General features: G+C 36.2%; 24 protein-coding genes and 1 tRNA gene. 21 read left to right on the top strand and 4 right to left on the bottom strand.

What is annotated here, in order from left to right; translation table 11 throughout:
• Positions 1-97: 97 nt before the first annotated feature.
• Positions 98-445, bottom strand: coding sequence for a hypothetical protein (locus tag ACE1OF_RS10445; RefSeq protein ID WP_448894312.1), 348 nt, complete (start codon positions 443-445; stop codon positions 98-100).
• Between the two features lie 152 nt (positions 446-597).
• On the opposite strand from ACE1OF_RS10445, the gene ACE1OF_RS10440 reads away from it, so the two are divergent.
• Complete coding sequence (locus ACE1OF_RS10440) at positions 598-2532, top strand: RNA-binding domain-containing protein (protein WP_448894310.1); 1935 nt, start codon at positions 598-600, stop codon at positions 2530-2532.
• Between the two features lie 169 nt (positions 2533-2701).
• Positions 2702-2777, top strand: a tRNA-His gene (locus ACE1OF_RS10435).
• 97 nt (positions 2778-2874) lie between these two features.
• Here the strand turns inward: ACE1OF_RS10435 and ACE1OF_RS10430 are convergent.
• Positions 2875-3735: an EamA family transporter gene (locus ACE1OF_RS10430; RefSeq protein ID WP_448894308.1), complete on the bottom strand. Its 861-nt coding sequence runs from the start codon at positions 3733-3735 to the stop codon at positions 2875-2877.
• Positions 3736-3889: 154 nt separating this feature from the next.
• A complete protein-coding gene (locus tag ACE1OF_RS10425; RefSeq protein ID WP_448894306.1) occupies positions 3890-5773 on the bottom strand; it encodes a TonB-dependent receptor plug domain-containing protein in 1884 nt (627 codons plus the stop codon).
• Between the two features lie 329 nt (positions 5774-6102).
• On the opposite strand from ACE1OF_RS10425, the gene ACE1OF_RS10420 reads away from it, so the two are divergent.
• Entirely contained in the window at positions 6103-6618 is a 516-nt protein-coding gene (locus tag ACE1OF_RS10420) for a peptide-methionine (S)-S-oxide reductase (RefSeq protein WP_448894304.1), read from the top strand.
• Here ACE1OF_RS10420 and ACE1OF_RS10415 read toward each other — a convergent pair.
• Entirely contained in the window at positions 6610-6759 is a 150-nt protein-coding gene (locus tag ACE1OF_RS10415) for a hypothetical protein (RefSeq protein ID WP_448894303.1), read from the bottom strand. The genes ACE1OF_RS10420 and ACE1OF_RS10415 overlap by 9 nt on opposite strands.
• Positions 6760-7184: 425 nt before the next feature.
• On the opposite strand from ACE1OF_RS10415, the gene ACE1OF_RS10410 reads away from it, so the two are divergent.
• The 18 genes from ACE1OF_RS10410 (at position 7185) to ACE1OF_RS10325 (ending at position 23139) form a co-directional block, all read left to right on the top strand.
• Positions 7185-8294, top strand: a complete 1110-nt coding sequence (locus ACE1OF_RS10410; protein WP_448894302.1) for a GGDEF domain-containing protein — start codon at positions 7185-7187, stop codon at positions 8292-8294.
• Positions 8295-8484: 190 nt separating this feature from the next.
• Positions 8485-8979, top strand: a complete 495-nt coding sequence (locus ACE1OF_RS10405; protein ID WP_448894301.1) for a DUF2878 domain-containing protein — start codon at positions 8485-8487, stop codon at positions 8977-8979.
• The gene (locus ACE1OF_RS10400; RefSeq protein ID WP_448894300.1) at positions 8972-9532 is read left to right on the top strand and encodes a chalcone isomerase family protein; all 561 of its coding nucleotides are present in this window, start codon (positions 8972-8974) and stop codon (positions 9530-9532) included. Before ACE1OF_RS10405 ends, ACE1OF_RS10400 begins: the two co-directional genes overlap by 8 nt.
• Entirely contained in the window at positions 9529-10098 is a 570-nt protein-coding gene (locus ACE1OF_RS10395) for a DUF3833 domain-containing protein (RefSeq protein WP_448894299.1), read from the top strand. The genes ACE1OF_RS10400 and ACE1OF_RS10395 overlap by 4 nt, the downstream gene beginning before the upstream one ends.
• A gap of 2 nt (positions 10099-10100) precedes the next feature.
• Positions 10101-10670, top strand: a complete 570-nt coding sequence (locus tag ACE1OF_RS10390) for an LON peptidase substrate-binding domain-containing protein (protein WP_448894298.1) — start codon at positions 10101-10103, stop codon at positions 10668-10670.
• A gap of 84 nt (positions 10671-10754) precedes the next feature.
• Positions 10755-11381 carry a sigma-70 family RNA polymerase sigma factor gene (locus ACE1OF_RS10385; RefSeq protein ID WP_448894318.1) on the top strand — a complete coding sequence of 209 codons (627 nt, stop codon included), beginning with the start codon at positions 10755-10757 and terminating at the stop codon, positions 11379-11381.
• Complete coding sequence (locus tag ACE1OF_RS10380) at positions 11374-12045, top strand: ChrR family anti-sigma-E factor (protein WP_448894297.1); 672 nt, start codon at positions 11374-11376, stop codon at positions 12043-12045. Before ACE1OF_RS10385 ends, ACE1OF_RS10380 begins: the two co-directional genes overlap by 8 nt.
• A 28-nt stretch (positions 12046-12073) precedes the next feature.
• The gene (locus ACE1OF_RS10375; RefSeq protein ID WP_448894296.1) at positions 12074-13033 is read left to right on the top strand and encodes a YbgA family protein; all 960 of its coding nucleotides are present in this window, start codon (positions 12074-12076) and stop codon (positions 13031-13033) included.
• A 142-nt stretch (positions 13034-13175) separates the two neighbouring features.
• Positions 13176-14552, top strand: a complete 1377-nt coding sequence (locus ACE1OF_RS10370) for a cryptochrome/photolyase family protein (RefSeq protein ID WP_448894295.1) — start codon at positions 13176-13178, stop codon at positions 14550-14552.
• Positions 14553-14582: 30 nt separating this feature from the next.
• Positions 14583-15044, top strand: a complete 462-nt coding sequence (locus ACE1OF_RS10365) for a nuclear transport factor 2 family protein (RefSeq protein ID WP_448894294.1) — start codon at positions 14583-14585, stop codon at positions 15042-15044.
• Entirely contained in the window at positions 15044-15787 is a 744-nt protein-coding gene (locus ACE1OF_RS10360) for an SDR family NAD(P)-dependent oxidoreductase (RefSeq protein ID WP_448894292.1), read from the top strand. The genes ACE1OF_RS10365 and ACE1OF_RS10360 overlap by 1 nt, the downstream gene beginning before the upstream one ends.
• A complete protein-coding gene (locus ACE1OF_RS10355) occupies positions 15784-17049 on the top strand; it encodes an NAD(P)/FAD-dependent oxidoreductase (RefSeq protein WP_448894291.1) in 1266 nt (421 codons plus the stop codon). The genes ACE1OF_RS10360 and ACE1OF_RS10355 overlap by 4 nt, the downstream gene beginning before the upstream one ends.
• A gap of 37 nt (positions 17050-17086) precedes the next feature.
• The gene (locus tag ACE1OF_RS10350) at positions 17087-17857 is read left to right on the top strand and encodes a DUF1365 domain-containing protein (RefSeq protein WP_448894290.1); all 771 of its coding nucleotides are present in this window, start codon (positions 17087-17089) and stop codon (positions 17855-17857) included.
• Between the two features lie 52 nt (positions 17858-17909).
• Positions 17910-19136: a class I SAM-dependent methyltransferase gene (locus ACE1OF_RS10345; protein ID WP_448894289.1), complete on the top strand. Its 1227-nt coding sequence runs from the start codon at positions 17910-17912 to the stop codon at positions 19134-19136.
• Between the two features lie 140 nt (positions 19137-19276).
• On the top strand, positions 19277-20152 hold the full coding sequence (locus ACE1OF_RS10340; protein WP_448894288.1) for a DMT family transporter: 876 nt from the start codon (positions 19277-19279) through the stop codon (positions 20150-20152).
• A 183-nt stretch (positions 20153-20335) separates the two neighbouring features.
• On the top strand, positions 20336-20758 hold the full coding sequence (locus ACE1OF_RS10335) for an REP-associated tyrosine transposase (protein WP_448894316.1): 423 nt from the start codon (positions 20336-20338) through the stop codon (positions 20756-20758).
• Positions 20759-21537: 779 nt separating this feature from the next.
• Positions 21538-21984, top strand: coding sequence for a hypothetical protein (locus ACE1OF_RS10330; protein ID WP_448894286.1), 447 nt, complete (start codon positions 21538-21540; stop codon positions 21982-21984).
• Positions 21985-21987: 3 nt separating this feature from the next.
• On the top strand, positions 21988-23139 hold the full coding sequence (locus ACE1OF_RS10325) for a toll/interleukin-1 receptor domain-containing protein (protein WP_448894285.1): 1152 nt from the start codon (positions 21988-21990) through the stop codon (positions 23137-23139).
• The last annotated feature ends 77 nt before the right edge of the window (positions 23140-23216 follow it).

Genomic DNA, 23216 nt, shown 5'->3' with positions numbered 1-23216 from the left:
CTAGAAACATTACTTGATGGGAAATCGATTTGGGCCGAAAAGAATTTAGCTCAAATCTAAGCTGACAAGGCACCCTAAAAATCGGGTAACTGTCAGATCAGGTCTGAGCTACTACAGATAATACGTTAATTTGGTTATTCTCATGGTCTTGCCCGTATTCAGTATCAATTGAAATAATTGGCTTTAACGCGGTTGGGATACGCTTTTCCATAAGCTGTTTTTTAATCGAAGCCTCTTTCTCCTTTGCTATGTCTGCTCTCGATTTTACTTCACCTGTTCTAACTTGTTCAATACCATCGCGACTTGCTTTAGATCGAGTGCTATCATAGTCGCCACAACTGGCTTCGAGATCATCAAAGTCAGTAGATGATTCATTTTTGCTTACGTCTTTGCTCTCAGTTGTTTCTGGTGCACTTAAATAATCTTCTTCCCAATCGTTTTGCATTTATTATCCCATACAGCTAATACATTGATGATAACTGCGAAGCTACTCGTAGGGGTATAGGGAGTGTTATTTTCAAATATAATAATTTATCTGTAAATGTCTGGTATTTCTTTTACAATGGATTTAGTCAATTTAAATAATAATTACCTGATATGCCTAACTTTGTCCTCAATAACACATCTGACATAGCTCTTTTACAAGAGAACTCTGAAGTAGAATGTAAACTTGCCTCAGGCAAGGATGGTAAGGGTGCTGTGCCTAATGATATGTGGGAAAGTTATAGCGCATTCGCAAATACCCGAGGAGGAGAGATACTACTCGGAATCAAAGAAAAGAAAGGTCATTTTACGGTTGAAGGCATCAAGAACCCTGCACCTTTACTCAAAAGTATTTGGGATATCATTAATAACCCTCAAAAAGTTAGCCACAACTTACTTAATGAAAATGATGTAAGAATTGAGTCCATTGATGAAAAGAAAGTTATTAGGATTGTTGTGCCGCGCTCACCAAGAGAACTGCGCCCCATATATATTAATAATAATCCACTGTCTGGTACCTATGTTAGACGGCATGAAGCCGATCAGAAATGTTTGCCTGATATCGTAAACAAAATACTTGCCGAACGAGAAGATGTGCGTGATAACCGTATTTTAGAAGGGTTTTCTTTAGAAGATGTAGATCCAGAAACCTTACGAATATATCGTCAAATGTTTGTTGATGCTAAACCGCAAGGACATCCATTTCTAGAGCAAGATACGGCTGGTTTTTTACGTAGTATTAAGGCATGGCGAAAAGATAGAAAGAGTCAGAAAGAAGGGCTAACTTTAGCTGGATTAGTTATGTTTGGTACTTGGGATGCTATTCAAGATGCACTGCCTAGCTATTTTGTAGACTACCAAGAGAAGGATGATAGTTCACATCGATGGGTTGATCGTGTTTTTCCTGACGGTTCTTGGTCAGGTAATATATTTGATTTTTATCGAAAGGTTTACCGTAAGCTTACTGATAACCTGAAAGTTGGTTTTCAACTTGTCGATGGTCAACGTATTGATGATACTCCTGCCCATGAAGCGATTCGTGAAGCTCTCGTTAATACACTGGCTCACGCCGATTTCACCAGTGACAGCTCTCTACTTATTGAGAAACATCCTGATTTTATTGGCTTTCGTAACCCCGGGTTGATGCGTGTTCCGGTTAAGGATGCTATTGCTGGTGGTGATAGTCTTTGTCGAAATCCTGCTATACATCAAATGTTTTTAAACATTGGCTTAAGTGAGAAAGCTGGCTCTGGTGTACCTAAAATCTACAGTAACTGTAAGGCTCAGAAGTGGCAAACCCCTAATTTATATGAAAAAGATGATCCTGAGCAAACATTACTAGAGCTTCGTATGGTGAATCTAGTATCAGATGAAATGCATACAAAGTTAATTGAATTATTTGGTGCTAAATATAAAGAACTAAGCGAATTAAAACGTTCTATATTAATAACTGCTGCAACCGAGTCATGGTTTAATCATGATCGAATTAGTACTTTGACATCAGCTCATACTAGAGATATTACTTTAGCATTATCAAATTTGGTGAAAGCTGATTACCTTACATCTTCTGGTGTTCATAAAGATAAAATCTATCATATAAAGGGTATAGAAATTCCCACTCCAGATAATGAAGCAGGTAAAAATATAACTTTTATTTCATCACCCGACTTAAGTCAGTTGTCATTATTTTCTGAAAGCCCGGGGTTAGAATCTGAAAGCCCGGGGTTAGAATCTGAAAGCCCGGGGTTCTCCTTGGGAACTCCGGGTCTTCAAGAGAAGAAGTTATGGCAAGAACTATTAGATATTGCAGCACCTATCCGTGATGGTAGCTACAGAGCAAAACGGAATGACATAGAAGCAACTATAATAGCGTTATGTGATAAGTCTGGAGATAAGTATCTTAAGCTTGCTCAGCTTGCTGAATTGCTTGGTAGAAATACTGATACATTGAGGAAGAGCTATTTAAGTCCAATGTTAAAAAGCCAACAATTAGAGTTAGCCTATCCATCAACACCAAGCCATCCAGGACAGGGATATAAAGTTAAATAGATAACCAGTTGTAGATTAGTTGCACAAATACTGTAAAACACAAATAACAACGTATAAACACAATTAAAAGCGAAGATTTTTCTTGTCAATCACTGTATAAATGCAATATACTCCCCGCGCTTTTCCTATCATCGTTAAATTATGGCAAGGCATTTTAAGTTGTTCAGTGGTGGCTATAGCTCAGTTGGTAGAGCCCCGGATTGTGATTCCGGTTGTCGAGGGTTCAAGTCCCTTTAGCCACCCCATTCTTTATATTCTTTTTGTTCCTCCAAAAATATCTAGCCACCCATTAGTTCAATAGCAATGGAAGGGGCTGTTAATTATATTCGCTGTCATCGCGACTTATTTTCGCTTTGCAATCAGTAATGCTATTACAATAAAGAATGAGCCTATGGCGAGTCTGATTAATTCTTCTGTAGAGCCGCCCTTAGCTTCGCCAAAAACAAATAATGAGGCGAACATTGCTAATGGCACTACGGCATTGTTAAATGCTGCTAACACGCCCACATTCGTTTGGGTTCCGCCCTTATTCCAAAAGAAAAACCCAAGTCCTGAGGCAATAAAACCCATGTATAATAAAACAAACCATTGTATTGGTGTGGCATCAAAAGGAATGGGTGACTGCCCTGAAATTAACAGAGTGGCAACGGTAGTAAAAATTGCAGCACCTAGGTATAAAAAACCAAATACTGAGCTGTCACTAATTTGCGGCCTAGCTTGTTTCCAATCGCGATAATAAACTTGCCCGAAAGCGAATGCGATATTGGCTACTTGCATCAAGCCAAATCCTAACCAAATTTGATTTGATTCTATATTACCCATTTTGATAACCGCAGCGCCAAAAACCGAAAGCAGAGTGGCAACTAAATACCAAGGTGTGAAAGAACGCTGGCGTAGATCATTGATCATAACGATATACAGTGGTGTGATTACACTGAACAGTGCAACTAAATGTGATGGTATAAAACGAAAAGCGGAAAGATAACAGGTGTACATAACACCATACTGGAAAGCGCCCAGCAGTATAAGTTGTTTTTTTTCTTGCCAATTAATATTACGTAGCTTTATAAAAGGTAAAAAAACAATAAAAGCAAGTAATAGCCTAGTATCAGCTATTTGAAGCGGGTTGATGCCTTTAAGTGTATTACCAATAAGCCCGAAGGAAAATGCCCAAATGAGGGTTGTTATCACTAAATAAATCATTAAAAGTCTCTAATTATTAGTACTGTCAATCAAACAGCTATATTCAATAGCTATTTTAACGCGCTATGGTTAACGATTTAACCCCAGCATGTTAGGCTGGGGCGGTGAAAATACTTTTATTTGTTTATATTTTGGCTTGTTTAATGTGACTGTGTTACCAACTGTAAGTAGCGCTAATGGTGTATTGGTCTCCACGTCCTGGCGTACCAGGTACCTCTTCAAATGATTCATTCCAAAGGTTATCTACCGCCATTATAATATCTAAACCTTTAAGTTGCTCAGGCGAAAATTTTAATGTTAAGTGGGTGAACAAAGCATTGTCATCGCCATTGCGGAGAGTATTTTCTTCCTGTTTACGCCACTCGTTATCAATACGTATTTCAACAATATTAATAGGACGCCAGATAACACCTAATGTTACGCGATGATCTGGGTAGTTTAAGGCATAAAAACTCGCATCTATGTCAGCAGTACCATAATCTTCAGATTTATTAAGAAAGGTATAGCTAGTGATAATGTCTGCTGTTTCAAAATGCTTCATTGCTAATAATTCTATCCCTAAGGTATCTATATCAACTGCGTTTGCTGAGCGAGCAGAGGTTGAGTCTAAACGATAAGTCCAATCTGTTAAGTCAATATCTTGTCGATAAAAAATAGCTGAATCAAGGCGCCAAGTATTTTGGTTTAATGCTAAACCTAATTCTAGATTTTTAGTGGTTTCTCGGCCTAGATTATAGTTACTTCGAAATAATCCACCGCTATCGCTACCGCCTATCGCGGTGTAACCTGCCACTTGACTTGCTTCTGCGTACGAAAGATAAATAGTTTGCGAGCTGCCATCAGCCTTTATTGTATTTAAAGCAATATCACCAAGGAGTGAAACATCAGACTCATCTCGGTTTGTATCGTCAAAAGCTGCGCCAAGACGAAAAGTTAACTGCTGGTCATCATTAAGTTCCATTAGGTATTCGGGTAATACGCTGATCTTATAATAATCACGAGAGGTAAAATTATTTTCCAGCGTGGTTGATTCAATATGGTCACTGATAAATTGTGTTGAGTAGTTTAGTGCGAATGAATCAGTTTGTGCATGACGGCCAGATAAGGCTATCGATTTTACTTCAGTTTCGTGAAAAGCTTCAAATGCACTTGGATTTTCTCGAGAATATACATAATGGTCGTCGTTACGACGATAATAAGTAGATAGTTCAAATGTGCTGTCTTGTGCGTAGTACTGTTTATGATTGAGAATAAATAGTTTTGTTTTAATGTCTTCTGTTTCATTAACATTAAATGGGGTGTACAGATTTGGCCAACCAAAAAATTTTTCTTGAGAACCAAAAAATAAATCTGTTTGTGATGATGCCCCAGCTAATTGAATACGGCCAGAAACACGCTCAAAATCATGGTCGCCATTCTCTATGGTTCCATCACTTTCAGAGCGAGAATATTCTCCTTCAAAACCAAGGCTCCAATCTTTGGTGTTTCCTACAGGCACACTAACTGCGCTGTGAATACGTTGTAAATTGAAGTTGTTAGTACCTGCACCAAGTGAAGCACTACCTGAGGTTTCAATGGCTTTCCAACTACGTGATACGGTTCCTACTGAGCTGTTAACGCCCTGTAGTGCGTTATCTACACCTGTAAGTATGTCGGCATTAGTCAGCATTTCTTGGGCAATAGGTATTTCTGCTACGTAATGCCCCGTTTGCGGATCCAATAAAGCGGCACTACCCACAGTAAAGCCCGTATTCTCAAAAATGCCACCGCGAATCGTCACATCAGCTTGTGCTTCAGCCATATTACGCGACTGTAAATCTACGCGTGGATCATATTCTAAATTTGAAACCGATGAACCAAATGTTCCCACAGGCTCTGTATTAGCCGTTGCTGACCCTTTAATTGTTATTTTTTCTATATCAGTGTTGGTCTTAAGAGCTACTTCAGTTTTTTCTTCTGTATTTTCATCTGCAGCTAATGACAAAGTCGATATGCTAAATAATAAGGCGGGTAAGGTAATTTTTACAACTTGATTCATATTAACGTTCTCTATTTACATTGCTTTATTTATCATTAAACGACTTTTCATTTCACACCCATTACAAGGCTACAACTGACTGAATTATAAATCACACGATAAAATAGTTAGTGTAGTGTCTTAAATTTCGACACTAAAATTGAACTTTATTATTAGAATAAGTGAAAAATATCGTAGATAAGTTTAAGGTTAGCTAAAATGTGATGATCGCTATATTTGAATATATTGTATCTTAGCGAAAAAAGTATTTCACATGAAAGCCATTTGTAATTAGTAATGGTTTACAAGTGTTTGCACAGTAACCTATTTTTATTTCGTAAAGAGTCAATATGAATACATCACAAGATAATAAGCGTATTAACAAGGAGCAGGAAATTATTTATTTTGCTGGTGGTTGCCTTTGGGGGGTACAGGAATTTATGAAGCATTTACCTGGCGTTATTACCACTGAAGCAGGTCGCGCTAATGGCGCAACTGATACCACCAATAGTGATTATGATGGTTATGCGGAATGCGTAAAGGTTACCTTTAAGCCCAAGGTGGTTAAAATGCATGAGCTTTTTGATTACTTTTTTGAAATTATCGACCCTTACAGTATCAATAAACAAGGGCAAGATGTGGGTAAAAAATATCGAACTGGCATATATAGTCATAATCATACTCACCTGCAAAGTGCCGCTGAATATATTAAGAGCTGTGATGATGCAGAGAAAGTAGTGGTTGAAATATTACCGTTGAGGAACTACGTGAAAAGCGATGAAGAACACCAAGAACGACTCACTCGCTTTCCTAATGATTACTGTCATATTCCAAAGAAAATATTGCATAAATATAAGTCATCCTAATATGAAGCCGTGGCATATTTTAATATAAAAACTACCATTTGCGGTTGCTACTAAGCTAGAGGCTAGCTCTGTTGCAAGATTAAGTGTATCGTTGCTGCGTTGTGCACCTGCACCATGAACATCTAATATTTCGTTATTCATATAACCTAAAGCCCGACCAAAAGAGATGTAAGTTGCATTACTACCGTCATCATTATTGTCTAAATGAGTTGTTGAATCCCAATAGAATTCCCAATCATCAACCCCTTCTTCGTTAGTAAATATAGTGCTGTTGAATAAAATGTTGATTGCCGCATAGTGATGAGTGTCAGGTAATACTTGGTAATCAATAGGTTAATCAACAATGGCATAGGTTAAATTTAATGAAGGGGTGTGACATTTTCTTTTGCTTTTGCACTAACAGTTATAATATTGAGCGATCTATCAATAATGCCATAGCATTTAAATATACCGTATCGCCTTGAATATAATATAACAAAAAATATGTTAATTAAGTTAATTTTACAAAAAGCTGCTATGCTAATTATATTGAATATATTTTACCCCCTCCTAATAAGGTAGACTTTTTGGACGTACAATCTGATAAAAACACCCTAGAAAGTGAAGATTATCGACCACTACAAGTGGTGCCTTTATTTGCCTTAGTGGGCTTTAGCCTTACAGGTATTATGGGGGGAGTTGCTTTTGTCAATCAAACGTATTTTTTAGCGAGTACTTTAACTTTAGTTAGTTGTTTTTTTTTGATTGCTTATTTCGTCTTTAGTAAATATAACAATATTACCTTAAGTTCAGCAATTAGCTTTTATTCACTATGTATTTTAATGCTTTATTTAGTGTTTACAGGTGGTGTTGAAAATACTGGGCCTTTATGGATATATATTATACCGCCAGTCTCTTTATTTTTTCATGGGTTAAAGCGCGGCCTTGTAGAAATTATCGTTTTTATTATTTTTTGTGCGGCTATCATGTTTATACCAACCGATTTTGTTCTTCATACGGTTTACAGTATAGAATTCAAATTACGTTTAATTTACTCCTTTTTAACGATCACTTTCTTGTCTGCTTTGTATGAGTACTCTAGAAATAAAGCATATCATTACACACTTGAATTAAGTAAAAAGTATCAAGAGCTTGCTCATGTTGATGCCTTGACGCAATTGTCTAATCGGCGCGATGCACTTGTACTTTTAAAACGTGAACAATCACGAGCAGCACGTAGTAAGGAAAAGTTATCTATTATTTTATGTGATGTAGATTATTTTAAAAAAGTCAATGATTTATATGGTCATAATGCGGGTGATGCTGTTTTAATTGAACTTGCTAAAATATTTACAAGTAGTATAAGAGAACAAGATTGCGTTGCGCGCTGGGGCGGGGAAGAGTTTCTGTTTATTTTGCCAGGTACCGTTGCCGAGAATGCTTATCATCTTGCTGAAAAAGTACTACGAAATGTGCGGTCTAATCTTGTTAATTATAAAGGAGAAAATATAAGCGTAACTGTTAGTATGGGAATAGAGCAATCTAATGGAAATCGTACGATTGATGAAATAATCAGTAGTGCAGATAAATATTTATACCAAGCTAAAAACTCAGGTAGAAATCAAATATACCCTAAATATGAAAATAAACTTCCGTCAGTTATTGATGAAAAGCCTCACCAGAACATGAATGGTTAGCAGAATTACTACTATCATTACCAGTACCAAAATAATCAACGAGAACACAACCAACAAAGCAAAACAATCATTACCCTTTACAGTATTTTTATATATATAAATAAAAAATACCATCAATGACAAATCCATATTGAATTTACAAACGTATTGATAGGAAAGTTATCTGTTTTTATCACTGTGTTGCTAAATTATGCTGTTTAATATTATTGGTTTTAACATTTCTTGGTTTGGTTTAGTGCTCTTGGGAGAACGTTTTATTCCAGTGGTTTTGCTATTACTTGGTTTACACTTCTTTTCTTGTAAGCAGCCGAGAGTCGAATTCAAACTCATTTTGATAGTAACAGTTATTGGTACTTTAGTTGATTCAACCTTGTTTTTTTTCGACGTATTGTTGTTTAACGACTATCTATTGCCTCCCTTTTGGCTAATTATGCTATGGGCTGCATTTGCAGCAACTATTGCACATAGTTTGAAGTTTTTAGCTGGGTCTAAGGTTTTACAATTTTTTATTGGTTATATATTTCCGCCATTAAGTTATCTGGCTGGCGCATCATTGTCACCTATTGAGTTGGGATATAGCCAACTGATAACTTATCTAATTCTTGCGCCTATCTGGGCAATATTAATCGTACTGTTTTTTTATTTACAGGAAAGAGTTTATTCTCAGGATGTTACTTATGATTAAGTATCTTTTTTCTATTATTTTTTTTATCAATTTAACCACGGTTGCCACCTATGCAGCGAATGTTGTCATGGAGGATAATATAGTAATAGACACCTTACCTAATGACTTTAGCCAGCTCAATTTTAAAACGGTAGGTAAAGCAAAGTTTTCAGTACTATTTTGGGATATTTATAACAGTACGCTTTACACCCAAACGGGGTGTTATTTGCACGATAATTCATCAGAATCCCTACTTTTTGAAATAGAGTACTTAAAAGATATTACTGCAGAGGATTTACTAGAAAGAACGGCACAGCAATGGGAGCATTTAAATGTTCCTGAATTAGTTTACAGCAAGTATCTCCCGGCATTAAAAACAATTTGGCCTGACATTTCATCGGGTGATAAGTTGACGTTGTTTGTGCAAAATCAACAATCAGTTTTCTACTTTAATCACGAGAAAGTAGGGGTAATTGAAGAGGCCGATTTTAGCAAATTATTTTTAGATATTTGGCTTTCACCAAATACCAGCCAAACCCAATTGAGAAAAGAACTACTAGGAGAAGTAAAATGATGTTCAATATTACAAAGTTAATATCGCTCAGCTTTATCGTAATATTAATCACAAGCTGTAGCACCAAGCTCAATGATTATGAGCAGAGCACGCCTAAATTTGATATTAAACGCTACTTTGCAGGTGAGTTAATTGCGTGGGGAATGGTACAAGATTACACGAATCAAGTGACAAGACGTTTTTGCGTAGAATTAACGGGTACCTGGAATGGAAATCAGGGAGAGCTTGCTGAAGTTTTTTATTTTAAAGATGGTGAAGTAAGTTATAGAACTTGGCAATTAACTAAGTTAGAAAATGATGAGTATACTGGCACCGCAGCAGATGTGGTTGGTATAGCTAACGGAAAACAATCAGGCTTCGCCTTTCAATGGCAATATCAGTTATTAGTACCAGTAGATGAAAACACGTATCAATTTACTATGGATGACTGGATGTATCAACTTGATGAATACCGTGTGTTTAATAAAACGACCATGAATAAATTTGGCGTAAAAGCGGCAGAAATCACGTTATTTTTTGATAAAGCACATCCGAGTAAAACCTGTGATTTGAAAGAAGTGCTTTAGCGATGCAACATTCAAACTTAACATTACCTCTTTTTCCTTTACCTATTTTCTTGCTTCCTGAAGGGATAACTCGTTTAAGAATTTTTGAACAGCGTTATGTAAAAATGATAAAAAGGGCAATTCAAGGGCAAGGATTTGTGCTTTGGATGCACACGGCAGAAGAACCGTTTCCTGAATTAAATTGGGGAAGTTGGGTAGAGATTATTAACTTTGGTCAGGGTGAAGATGGCATTTTAGAAATCGATGTAAAATGTAAAGCGTTAGTAGAAATTTTGTCATTAGATAAAGACAATGACAACGTGTATTTTGCTCAAGTGACTGAAATATCACACTGGTCTCAGGTGTTGGTTAATATGCCTAGTCACGTATTATCTCAATCGATAGCAGACGTGTTTGAAAATATTCCTCAGTTAAATGAGCTTTATCCAGAAAAGCATACTGATAATCTTAATTGGGTTATTGCTAGATGGTTAGAGTTATTACCTGTTAGCTTACTTGTGAAGAATAGCTTTGTAGAAACTCATAATTTTGAAGAAGCTAAAAGCTTTGTTAAGTCAATCATTGATAAATAAATAAATAAATAAATAAATAAATAAAAGTGATCCTTTTTAAACCGTGTGCGTATTGGCTTGTATGATTCAATGCAGCATTCGGTGATAAAAGCCATGCAAACAAACTTGCTAAGCAAAGTGGCAAATGCTAAACCTAGTAGCATGTCAGATAAAATAGATCATCCTCAGCTTTGTCAATGGCTTAATGAGGTTGCCACGTCGAGAGATAAAAAAGCATTTACCCATTTGTTTCAGTTTTTTGCGCCTAAAATTCAACATATCGCACGAAATAAATTTCCTAATGAAACGCAAGCTAACGAAGTGGTGCAAGAAACCATGAGTAATGTTTGGCGTAAAGCCCATCTTTTTAACGAAAACAAAGGTGCAGCCACTACTTGGGTATATACTGTTATGCGTAATGTAACCTTTGATATGTTACGTAAAATAAAAGGCAATAAAGAAGACAACCTCAGTGATGATATTTGGCCAATAGCTGAAAGCATGGCTCATGAAGATGAAGTGTTTGATGATCATCTTGAAAATAAACAATTATTAACGGTTATTGAATCCTTATCTGAAGTGCAACAACAAGTGGTGAAAGGCTTTTATTTTATGGAAATGTCGCAAGAGCAATTGGCTACCCATTTAGATTTACCACTGGGGACGATAAAATCTCGTTTGCGGTTGGCGTTGGCTAAACTCAAAATGCAGTTAGGAGATAAACATGATTAAACATCACCCTAAATTTGAATTAATCCAAGCATTTGTTAATGGTGATTTACCTGCTTCGTTATCTGCAGGTATCGCCATTCATGCTGATATGTGCCCTAAATGCCAACAAACCATTGCCCAGTTAACAGAGCAAGTGGCTGAAACAAGCTTTGAAGAAGCATTTCTTGATAGATTCATCGTTGATGAGCAAGAAGAGGCAATGTGCTTTGAAGACATGATAGAGCAAATTACGCAGTCGGATGAACTCACTCACACACAGGTCATCGCTGACAAAACAGTGGTGTTTAATAATAAGCCATATACATTGCCTCATGCTTTACACAATATGCAGCTGGGGAAAACTGCCAATATCGGTAAACTGGCCCGTGCTCGAATTCAGTTAAATGAAAACGAAATTCACACCAGTTTGCTTCAAATTCAACCGGGTGGCGGTGTACCTGAACATACCCACAAAGGCTTTGAATTGACCTTGTTATTAGAAGGCTCTTTTCATGATGAACAGGGGGAGTATGTTAAAGGCGATTTTATTATGCTTGATGCAAGTCACCAACATCATCCTATTTCTGATGAAGGGTGTTTGTGCTATACCGTTGCTAATGACGCGTTACATTTCACCCAAGGTATCAATAAATTACTTAATCCCATCGCTGCTTTTATTTACTAAGTAGTAGGTTCGACAAAGGGCAATAACTATGATTCATTCTGTTGATAAAAAAGATCTTTCTATTGGTATTAGTGCATGTTTGGTTGGTGAAAAAGTAAGGTTTGATGGCAGTAACAAGCCATCTAATTTTTGTATTCATGAGTTTGGACAACACGTCACTTATAAAACCTTTTGCCCAGAAGTTGCTATTGGTTTACCCATACCCAGACCAACTATTCGTCAAATAAAAAAAGCAGATATTATAAGTGTTTCACGTTCTGACGGCACAGGCGATGTCACGGATGCACTGCAAGCTTATGGCAAAAAAATTGCAAAAATGACTAAGCACTTAAGCGGTTATATTTTTTGTGCAAAAAGCCCAAGTTGCGGTATGGAACGAGTAAAAGTATATAGCCCAGAAGGTAATGCCTTAAAATCTGATGGTGTTGGAGTTTTTGCCCGTGAAATAATGGCCGCAAACCCGTTATTACCTTGTGAGGAAAATGGCCGCTTAAATGATCCGTTAATTAGAGAAAATTTTGTTGCGCGTGTTTATGCATACAAACACTGGCAGAACCTTGAAGCATCAGGGTTAACCAAACATAAATTAACAATGTTTCATAGCCAATATAAGTATACGGTTATGAGTCATGATCTCATCGCTTATAAACAATTAGGGCAACTTTTAGCAAGGGCAGATCTGCCTTTAGTGGACATGGCTGAACAATATATTGCCGGCTTAATGAGTGCCTTATCTATTAAAGCCACACGAAAAAAACATGCCAATACGTTAGCGCATATACAAGGCTACTTTTCTAAACACTTGCAACCTAATGAGCGGCAAGAGCTATGCAACCAAATAGACGCTTACCGTAATGGTTTAATTCCGTTAATTGCGCCATTAACCTTGATTAAACATTACTTACTACAATACCCCAAAGCGTATTTGACTAAACAGGCCTATTTATCTCCCTATCCAGATGAACTGAAACTGAGATACGCCTACTAGGGCAATAAAGTCAGGCAATAAAAATATCATCATGTAGGTTGGACTTTAGTCCGACAACGGGGCAATGAATTGCCCCGACAGAAGAGGTATGATCTCACCTGAAAATATAAAGAAACATGGCAAATAAAGAAAAGGATATGCTTTGATACTCTGGTTTCGTAACGATTTAAGAACACATGACAACCCTGCTTTACATTATTTTATTAATCATAGGTGTTCAGAAACACCTGGTAAGGCATTGTTTTTCATATCAGAAAAACAGTGGCTTGAACATCACTGGTCGGCCATAAAAATTGACTTTATTAAGCGTCATGCCTATGCACTTGTTGATGAACTTGCTGGTTTTAATATTGAACTAGAGCTTGTTGTGGTGCCTGACTTTGCAGCTCAACAAGCGTATTTGAAACGTTATTGTTTAGCCCACAACATTATAAGTGTGGTTGCCAATAGTGAGCTTGAATTTAATGAGTGCCAGCGGGATTTAGCATGTATTTCGCAAGGTATTCCATTAACCTTGTTTGAAGCCGATGTTATTGTGCCTAAAGGTAACGTGTTAAACCAATCAGGTGATATGTTTAAAGTTTTTACACCTTTTAAAAAGGCTTGGTTGAAACAGGTAAAACAGTTTGGGTTTGACTATTTAGGAAAACTAGCAGGAGGTGATCTGCTTGCTGCTGAACATAAAACTGAAACCTGTAATTCACTGTCAAGTGCGTGGCCCTTAGCGCAAGTGTATGAAAGGAATAAGTTGCCAAGGTTTTTCCAAGATAAACTCTTTACTTACGCACAGCAACGAGACATTCCCTCCGTTAAGGGAACGTCGGGTATTTCTCCTTATTTAGCTGCTGGGGTGATTAGCCCAAGATACGTGTTGTTTTCTTTATTAAATCGTCATCCCGATATATTGCTCGCTACCGACAGCGACGAATTTTCATGGTTAAACGAAATTATTTGGCGAGAATTTTATCGTCATCTACTCTTTCATGAACAACGTTTGTGTAAGCATCAAGCATTTAAAGAAAAATATCAAACAACCCAGTGGCATAACAATGACGCTTTTTTTATTGCTTGGTGTGAAGGAACCACAGGTTACCCGTTAGTTGACGCAGCAATGCGACAGTTAAATCAAACAGGTTGGATGCATAACCGTTTAAGAATGGTAGTGGCGAGTTTTTTAACCAAACATTTACTGATTGATTGGCGTTGGGGGGAAAAATATTTTATGCAGCATTTAATTGATGGTGATTTAGCCTCGAATAATGGTGGGTGGCAATGGGCTGCAAGTACGGGGTGTGATTCACAACCCTATTTCAGAATATTTAATCCCATAAGACAAAGCGAAAGATTTGATCCAAATGGCGACTTCATACGTAAATATATACCAGAGTTAAACAGTATTCCTGATAAGCATATTCATTTTCCACATCAATATATCGCGAATCATCAATTGTCATTGTATTGGGAACCTATTGTTGACCATAAAGAGGCTAGGTTAAAAGCGTTAGCGTTTTACAAATAGCCATCCATTTTATCTCATTGGTATAATAAAATGAAAAATAAAGTATTCAATCATTTACCTTCACATTCACCTTTATGGCTGACTAATTTCGTTAGTGTCTATCAAACACTGTCAACAACAAATTTAGACTTGTTGTCGACTATCTATCATCCAAATGTCACTTTCATAGATCCTATTCACCAAGTAGAGGGCTTTGATGAGTTATTTCATTATTTTAAAAATCTTTATGAAAACTTAAGTTTTTGTGAGTTTGTTATCGACAATGTTATTGCACAAGAAAATGAGGCGGCTATTTATTGGACCATGTCTTATCAACACAATAAATTGAACAAAGGAGAGTTAGTGACTGTGTTAGGGACTTCACATATTAAAGGCGAGCAAGGCAAAGTTATATATCACCGCGATTATCTAGATTTAGGCGCTATGCTATATGAGCAATTGCCTTTATTTGGAAAATTAACCAAGTGGATTAAAAATAAGGCGGCACACTAATGTATACAAAATCGAAGATGCCAGCCAAAAATGTGTTAATTACAGGAGCGACTTCTGGTATTGGCTTAGCGTTATTTAACCAATACAGCGGGCGTGGCGATAACGTAATTGCTTGTGGTCGAGATGAAAATAAATTAGCCGTGATAGCAGAAAAAGCACATCAAACTTGTTTGTTTGATTTGAATAACCCGAAAGCTATGGAGCAAGCGCTACAAAAAATTGAAAATCTAGATCTTGTTATTCTCAATGCAGGTGATTGCCAATATATTGATGGGGTTAAACACTTTAATGGTCAAATTTTCAGTAACATTATTACAACGAATCTCACCTCGTTAGGTTGGTTGTTGCAATATATTTTGCCAAAAATGAAATCAGGTAGTCAGCTTGTTTTTGTTAGCTCAAGTGCCACTATTTTACCTTTTCCAAGAAGCGAAGCTTACGGCGCATCAAAAGCGGGCATGGATTATTTGGCCAATAGTCTACGCATAGATTTATTGACAGAGAATATTGATGTTACTTTGGTGCATCCAGGCTTTGTTAAAACACCACTTACAGATAAAAACACCTTCAACATGCCTTTTCTTATCACCAGTGATGAAGCTGCGAATAGAATTATCAATGGTGTTGAGAAACGAAAAAAATATTTACACTTTCCCAAACGACTCACCTTAATAATGAAATTATTTTCTTTTTTACCGTCATCATTATGGCAATCAATGATTGCTAAGAGGGAAAACGCATGAAGCGCATAGCAATTATCGGCTCAGGTATTTCAGGCTTAACATCTGCCTATTTATTATCACAAAAGCACAACGTAACTGTTTTTGAAAAAAATGATCGTATTGGAGGGCATACTGCTACCGTTGATATTGAAAAAGCAGGTCAAAAATATGCCATAGACACGGGGTTTATTGTGTTTAACGATAAAACCTACCCAAATTTTTTAGCGTTAATGGCTGATATTGGCATAGGAAAGCAAGCAACTGAAATGAGCTTTTCTGTTCACAATTGCCAAACAGGCATGGAATATAACGGCCACAATTTAAATACTTTATTTGCCCAAAGACGTAATCTTTTTAGACCTCAATTTTGGGGTTTAGTAAAAGATATTTTACGCTTTAATAAACAATGTAAATCGATATTTGAGAAGCAACAATATCAAAGTGGCTATACGCTTGGTGCCTTTTTAACTGAAAATAATTTCAGCGATTTTTTTGCGGAGCATTATATTTTACCTATGGGCGCTGCAATTTGGTCAAGCTCTTTAGCACAAATGGAAACATTTGAGTTCAGGTTCTTTGTGCAATTTTTTCACCATCATGGGCTATTGAATATTGCCGATAGACCACAGTGGTATGTTATACCCAAAGGATCACGGAGTTATTTAACGCCATTATGCCGACCATTTAAAAATAACATAATCCTGAATGCTGATATTAGCGGCATTAAGCGGCTAGATAGCAAGGTACAAATTCACTTTAATAATGGCAACAGTGAAGTTTTTGATGAAGTTGTTATAGCCTGTCATTCAGATGAAGCCTTAGCGTTATTAAATGATGCCAGCGAAGATGAGAAAACCATTTTATCAGCCATGCCTTACAGCGAAAACTCTGTCATTTTACACACAGATAAAAAACTGTTACCACGACGAAAAGCCGCGTGGGCAAGTTGGAACTATCAATTAAGCCAAGACCGAGATAAAGCTGCCAGCGTCACCTATAATATGAATATATTACAAGGCATTAATAGTCCTCACACATTTTGCGTAACGTTAAACCAAAAAGAGGCGATTGACCCCAGTAAAATATTGCGCGAGTTCATTTATCATCATCCTATATTTTCAGCTGAGTCTGTTAAGGCACAGCAGCAAAGGCAGTTAATTTGTGGTGTTAATCATACACATTTTGCAGGTGCTTATTGGCATAACGGCTTTCATGAAGATGGTGTTCAAAGTGGTGTTGAGGTAGCAGCGCGCTTTAATTGCTTTTTACCGAATCGATCATAATATCGTTCATTAGACGCATTAACTGTTAAGGATGCATATGGGTAAGCCATTCAGTCAAAGCCATCTTTATTTAGGGACGATCAATCATCGACGATTTAGCCCTAAAAAGCACAGCTTTAATTACTCACTTTTTATGTTGGCACTTGATGTAGCTGACGTTGAAAATGCTATATCTGGTATAGGTTTGTTTGGCTTTTCTTGGTATCACCCTTTACGTTTTGTTGAAAAAGATTATTTACGAGGTGAACCTTTTTCGTTATCCACCCGTATTACTAATAAAGTACAGGAACTAAACGGTTATAAAGAAATAGCTAAAATAGTGATGTTGGTACAAGTAAGAAGTTTTGGTATTTATTTTAGCCCGGCTAATTTCTTTTTTTGTTATGACCGTACGGGAAAATGCACGCAAATGCTGGCAGAAGTGAGTAATACGCCGTGGAACGAACGGCACTATTACTTAGTTGATTTGCTCGCTGAGGGTGAAAAAACCAATAAAAAGGATTTTCAAGTGTCACCCTTTATGGATATAGATATGTCGTATTTTTGGCAAGTAAAGCCGCCAAGTAATGATAGCGAACGTTTAGTTATTAATATTGAAAATAAGCAGGTAAACAAGCTAACTGGAAAAATGGAAAAAGTGTTTGACGCTAATTTGCAAATGAAAAAGCAAGCCTTTACGCAAACAAGTTTATTTAAGGTGTGGTGTCAATTACCTGTAATGAGCTTAAAAATAGTCACCACTATTTATTGGCAAGCAGTAAAACTATTGATTAAGCGCATTCCGTTTATTGGTTATCAAACAAAATAGTAAAAAGTAAATGTAAACGCATAAATAAAACAAATCAAAGGTTGGATGAACTATGGAACAAATTGAAGCGTTAAGCATAGCAAAAAACATGAATTGGTTAGACAAACGCTGCCGTGCAATTGTTCATGCAACGTTTGCAAAAATAACCTATGGGCAGTTAGAGATTGTTGAAGGTTCTGATCATCTATTCTTTCCTGAAAACACCAATGATGACAGTATACAGGGTAAAATTCATATACATGATATGAGTCTTTATCGTGATTTTGTTAAAGGGGGCAGTATTGGTGTAGCCGAAGCTTTTATTGCAGGAAAATGGAGTAGTCCCAAACTAACTAATATCATTCGTATATTTGCTAAAGCCCAACAGCAAACAGATGCTTTAGAAGCGAATAAGTCTTGGATAAATAGAATTAAAAATGCATTAAGTCATTGGCAAAACCGCAATACGCAATCAGGTTCTAAACGCAACATTTTAGCGCATTATGATTTGGGAAATGAGTTATATACACGTTTTTTAGACCCCAAGATGATGTATTCATCGGCTATTTATCCATATGAAAATAGTTCATTAGAACAAGCCCAAACACATAAACTTCATACTATTTGTGAGCGCTTGTCACTGCAAAGTTCAGATCATTTATTAGAAATAGGCACAGGTTGGGGTGGTTTAGCCATTTATGCAGCACAACATTACGGCTGCAAGGTTACTACTACCACTATTTCAGATGCGCAACATGAATACGCACAAAATTGCATTAACGAACGTGGGTTAAATGAACAAATTACCTTACTGAAAAAAGACTACCGCGCTCTAACGGGTAGTTTTGATAAAGTGGTATCAATAGAAATGATTGAAGCCGTTGGCTATGAATTCTTACCGAGCTTCTTCAAACAATGTAATGATCGTTTAAAACCAGGGGGTAAACTATTAATTCAATCAATTACCATTGCGGATCAACGTTTTGAGTACTACAAAAATAATGTCGACTTTATTCAAAAATACATTTTTCCTGGTGGTTTTTTACCCTCTGTTAATGTACTAACTGACCATATTACTAAGCACAGTAATATGGTGATAGAGCGTCTTGATGATATTGGCCTTGATTATGCCAAAACGCTGAATGATTGGCGGCAAAACTTTCTAGCCTCGTGGTCAGAATTAACAACACTAGGCTATGATGAAACGTTTAAGCGCTTGTGGTTATTTTATCTTGCCTATTGTGAAGGGGCTTTTTTAGAACGTTCGACTAGTACAGTCCACATTATTGCTAGAAAATAGCTTTTTTAATTGTCAGTGCTGACAAAAATGGTTACTGTGTTGCGGTTATTTCAAGTTAATTACATTTATATAATTTAATTAACTTGATGTCATTTTCTAAAACCTATTTCTTCAGCTAGGTTTAAATAACCGAGAACACAATGTCGTACATACTTTTAATATTGACTACTTTATTTTGGGCTGGAAATTTTGTATTAGGGCGCGCCATGCATCTAGTGCTACCGCCTATTATGATGGCTGAATTGCGTTGGGGTTTAGCACTACTATTATTACTGCCTTTTTTAATTCCAAGAATTATTAAAAACAAAGCAGTAATAATAACTCACTGGAAAATATTAACGCTGCTTTCGTTTTTAAGTGTAGCAAGCTTTAATACGTTTATTTACATTGGTTTAACGAGCACCAATGCGTCTAACGCAACAATATTACAATCTGCTATTCCTATCTTTATTCTGATTTTATCTGCCTTATGGTTAAAAGAGCGTGTATCAATACAGCAATGGATTGGCGTAGGAATTTCTCTCACAGGTGTGTTATTGCTTATCTCTCAAGGTAAGTTAGATAATCTACTTGCCCTAGCTTTCAACCTTGGTGATATGTATATTCTTGTTGCCGTGCTGTGTTGGGCAACCTACTCAATTGTATTACGTTGGCGACCAGCAGACTTAGACGGTTTCACTTTTTTCTGCGTAACGGTGTTGATAGGAGCTATCATTTTATTACCCTTTGCTGGCATAGAAATGTATTTTGCAGAGCCGATTATTTGGCAAAGTAAAATTAGCTATACCATAGTATACATGGCGATTTTCCCTTCTATTTTAGCCTATATTTTTTGGAACAAGGGCGTTGCAGATATAGGTGCCGTTAAAACAGGGCTATTTATTCATTTTATGCCGTTGTTTGGCGTTATATTATCGTCTATATTTCTTAACGAACCTATCCATCAATTTCATATTATTGGTATTCTGCTAATATTTTCAGGCGTTTATTTAGCGGTTAAGGCGAAGTTGGTTTGAATAAATAGTATATTTTCAATAATAAAATAAACATAAACCAACCACAGGCGAATAAATTCGCCGCTACACTGAACTCTGCATTATTTTTGTCGGGGCGAATTTATTCGCCAATTGTCATTTAGTCATCTACTGATCTACAATTAAAAAATATTTTGTATCAAACGGATTTGATAATGTCTCGCGATAAACTATACAAAGGTAGGGTATCCCTCAAATACCATTTGTACCCAAAATAAAACTCCCTTTTTTAATCAATTCACAACGGCACAATGCTTAATAACACAAATGAAAAAATTAGTTTCTGAACAGCAAGTATTGCCTGTCGCTTGGGTGATTATGCCAGATCATTTGCATTGGTTATTTCAATTAACGTCAAATAATAGTTTATCTAAAGTTATACAAACGTTAAAAGGTCGTAGTTCAAGAGTAATAAATCAACAAAATGACAAAATACAATTTTCGTGGCAACGCGGTTTTCATGATCACGGCATTCGCACAGAAGAAAACTTAATACAAGTTGCACGATATATCGTTGCCAACCCATTACGAGCAGGGTTAGTAGAAAGGGTAGGTGATTATCCATTATGGGACACCGTATATTTGTAATTTGTATTGGCGGCCATGTAGAGGCGAATTTAATGTCAGTCTTAATTGCTGCGTTGTTTTGTAGGGGCGACTTCAGTCGCCAAAAGAAACCAAATAAAGTCAAGCAAAGGCGAATAAATTCGCCCCTACTCATTTATGGTGTTGGTTGTAGGGGCGACTTCAGTCGCCAAAAGAAACCAAATAAAGTCAAGCAAAGGCGAATAAATTCTCCCCTACTCATTTATGGTGTTGGTTGTAGAGGCGACTTTAGTCGCCTAAAAATTCATAATAAATAACCGCAGGCGAATAAATACATAATTCTGTATTTTTCGTGAATCTGGCGAATGGTGTTGTGAAAAACCTGTAGTCGAAAATATGGCTAATTGGGAATTACTCGGTGATGGTGAAGGTGTTCACTGACCAGAAATTGACGAAGACTTAAGTGTTGCAGGTTTGTTGGCGGGTACACACTAAGCTATCAATTACAACGTTGCTTAATAAAAATTAGATACTACTCAACCCTCGCCAACTTTCAAATAACTGAGCGATTAATTCTGATTTAGTAAGGGTTTTGTCTTATAACATTATTACAAGCTGTTTTGAGGCGTAACAATGAAGATATTTTCAACTCATAAGTATTTGTTTGTAATTGCGTTTTTTAGTGGAATTATTAAAGTACGTAATATACTCTGTTTTAGGGTGTTATAAACTTCTAAAATGGTGTTCAGTAAGTTGTTATGTGCTAATCGGCAACCAGTACGTTTTTCAATTATGCATCATGCTATAGGGATTAAATCTATATGGAATCGAATCAATTTTTGAATTTAAGTGATGATTCAACTTCAGTTCAGTCTCATTTGACTATATTACAAAATGTAATCCAACGTATGGCTTCGAATAGTACTGCCTGTAAAACTTGGTGCATAACTCTGGTATCTGCTGTGTTAGTTATTGTTGCTGACAAAGGTAAACCTGAATATGCCTATATATCGTTTTTACCAATAATCGTATTCACATTTTTAGATGCATATTATCTTGCTTTAGAAAAATCTTTCCGAACTAGGTATGATGATTTTGTGAACAAATTGCATGAGAAGAATATTACTAAGTCAGACTTGTATTTTATTAGCCCTTTAGGGAAATTAAAAAAACATATGATAGGAGCTCTTATGTCGCCTTCTATATGGGGTTTTTATGTTTCATTGTTAGTGCTAGCTTTGATTACTAAAAAAATAGCATTAGGGTGATCTATGGCTGGTATGATGAAGAGAAAGTTTAACAGTGAAACTGGAAAATATATGAAAGGTTTTACGTCACAACTTTCTAAAGTAGCTACTACATTACCACTCGAATATGATAAAAATTTATTGTTGGAGCGTTACAAGGAGTTTTATCCAAATCAATGGACCATATTGATTAATCGCTACGATTATTATTTGGGTAAAGATCTGCAATTAGTTAGTGTTGGTAAAAAGAAAAGATACAACCATAAAAACCCGATAAATTTTTTCAATAGTTTAGCGAAAGTTAAGCAGATTTGTTCAGATGGATATAAACGAAAATATAAAGCTTCATATTGTGAGGTCGTTAGACAACAAGCAATCGAAGTTTTGAATAAAAAAATAAAAAAGCCAAAAGAAATTTCCTCTAAGCTACAGTTTACAGATCCATACCATTTGGATGTTTTTATTTCCGCTTACCACAAGCGTGGTAGTACTCAGCATAACAAGCTTGAAATTGTTAATGAGCTAAAAAAATTCAAAACTAAAGAGACTATAAAATTCTTTCAAAAGCTCAATGACTCAGAGAGAAATAGTCAAATAAGAAATATAGCTTTTGAGCATTTGCAATCAATTGATGCTTATGTGAGAAAAAGAAAGGGGTTTAAAGGTAAGAAAAAAAGTTATCATATTGATACAGATAAGTTCATTGTTACTCCTGCCGATCTTGTGGGTAAATTAAAAAATGGAGGTATTCAAAGTAAGAAAACTTTCGATTTATTTATATCGCATAGTTACAAAGATAATAAGTTAGTTAGTAAGTTGGTCTCTGAGCTTAATAATCATGGGCTTCATATATATTGTGATTGGACTAGCGATGATGATTTCCTTAAAAGAGAGTTGGTAAGTGAATTTACAGAAGTTGTTCTGAAAGAGCGTATTTCGCAATCAAATAAAGTTCTATTCTTACAAACTGAAAATTCGGTGAATATAGATGGTGAAGTGTTATCACCTTGGGTAAAAATGGAACTTGAATATGCGACGGGAACTAAGAAAGAAATACAGTGTATTAACACTACACCTTTATCACCGTTGTTTACAGAAGTAACAGCGATGCCCAGTGAGTTTAAAATTGAAACTTCTGCAATAAATAAGCTACGTACACAATCAAAGGGGCGTTGATTTACGTTTAATTGTAAACTGACCCGATAATCATTTTGATAGTAATAGCATTAAACTATTGGTGCTTTATATTTTAG

This window comes from Colwellia sp. E150_009, assembly GCF_053543955.1.
This window is presented reverse-complemented; position numbering and strand designations above follow the sequence as displayed.

Excerpts from the sequence above, each read along its gene's own strand:
- ACE1OF_RS10445 (WP_448894312.1), bottom strand. The coding sequence starts at position 445 with ATGCAAAACGATTGGGAAGAAGATTATTTAAGTGCACCAGAAACAACT.
- ACE1OF_RS10440 (WP_448894310.1), top strand. The coding sequence starts at position 598 with ATGCCTAACTTTGTCCTCAATAACACATCTGACATAGCTCTTTTACAA.
- ACE1OF_RS10430 (WP_448894308.1), bottom strand. The coding sequence starts at position 3,735 with ATGATTTATTTAGTGATAACAACCCTCATTTGGGCATTTTCCTTCGGG.
- ACE1OF_RS10425 (WP_448894306.1), bottom strand. The coding sequence starts at position 5,773 with ATGAATCAAGTTGTAAAAATTACCTTACCCGCCTTATTATTTAGCATA.
- ACE1OF_RS10420 (WP_448894304.1), top strand. The coding sequence starts at position 6,103 with ATGAATACATCACAAGATAATAAGCGTATTAACAAGGAGCAGGAAATT.
- ACE1OF_RS10415 (WP_448894303.1), bottom strand. The coding sequence starts at position 6,759 with ATGAATAACGAAATATTAGATGTTCATGGTGCAGGTGCACAACGCAGC.
- ACE1OF_RS10405 (WP_448894301.1), top strand. The coding sequence starts at position 8,485 with ATGCTGTTTAATATTATTGGTTTTAACATTTCTTGGTTTGGTTTAGTG.
- ACE1OF_RS10400 (WP_448894300.1), top strand. The coding sequence starts at position 8,972 with ATGATTAAGTATCTTTTTTCTATTATTTTTTTTATCAATTTAACCACG.
- ACE1OF_RS10395 (WP_448894299.1), top strand. The coding sequence starts at position 9,529 with ATGATGTTCAATATTACAAAGTTAATATCGCTCAGCTTTATCGTAATA.
- ACE1OF_RS10390 (WP_448894298.1), top strand. The coding sequence starts at position 10,101 with ATGCAACATTCAAACTTAACATTACCTCTTTTTCCTTTACCTATTTTC.
- ACE1OF_RS10380 (WP_448894297.1), top strand. The coding sequence starts at position 11,374 with ATGATTAAACATCACCCTAAATTTGAATTAATCCAAGCATTTGTTAAT.
- ACE1OF_RS10375 (WP_448894296.1), top strand. The coding sequence starts at position 12,074 with ATGATTCATTCTGTTGATAAAAAAGATCTTTCTATTGGTATTAGTGCA.
- ACE1OF_RS10365 (WP_448894294.1), top strand. The coding sequence starts at position 14,583 with ATGAAAAATAAAGTATTCAATCATTTACCTTCACATTCACCTTTATGG.
- ACE1OF_RS10360 (WP_448894292.1), top strand. The coding sequence starts at position 15,044 with ATGTATACAAAATCGAAGATGCCAGCCAAAAATGTGTTAATTACAGGA.
- ACE1OF_RS10355 (WP_448894291.1), top strand. The coding sequence starts at position 15,784 with ATGAAGCGCATAGCAATTATCGGCTCAGGTATTTCAGGCTTAACATCT.
- ACE1OF_RS10350 (WP_448894290.1), top strand. The coding sequence starts at position 17,087 with ATGGGTAAGCCATTCAGTCAAAGCCATCTTTATTTAGGGACGATCAAT.
- ACE1OF_RS10345 (WP_448894289.1), top strand. The coding sequence starts at position 17,910 with ATGGAACAAATTGAAGCGTTAAGCATAGCAAAAAACATGAATTGGTTA.
- ACE1OF_RS10340 (WP_448894288.1), top strand. The coding sequence starts at position 19,277 with ATGTCGTACATACTTTTAATATTGACTACTTTATTTTGGGCTGGAAAT.
- ACE1OF_RS10330 (WP_448894286.1), top strand. The coding sequence starts at position 21,538 with ATGGAATCGAATCAATTTTTGAATTTAAGTGATGATTCAACTTCAGTT.
- ACE1OF_RS10325 (WP_448894285.1), top strand. The coding sequence starts at position 21,988 with ATGGCTGGTATGATGAAGAGAAAGTTTAACAGTGAAACTGGAAAATAT.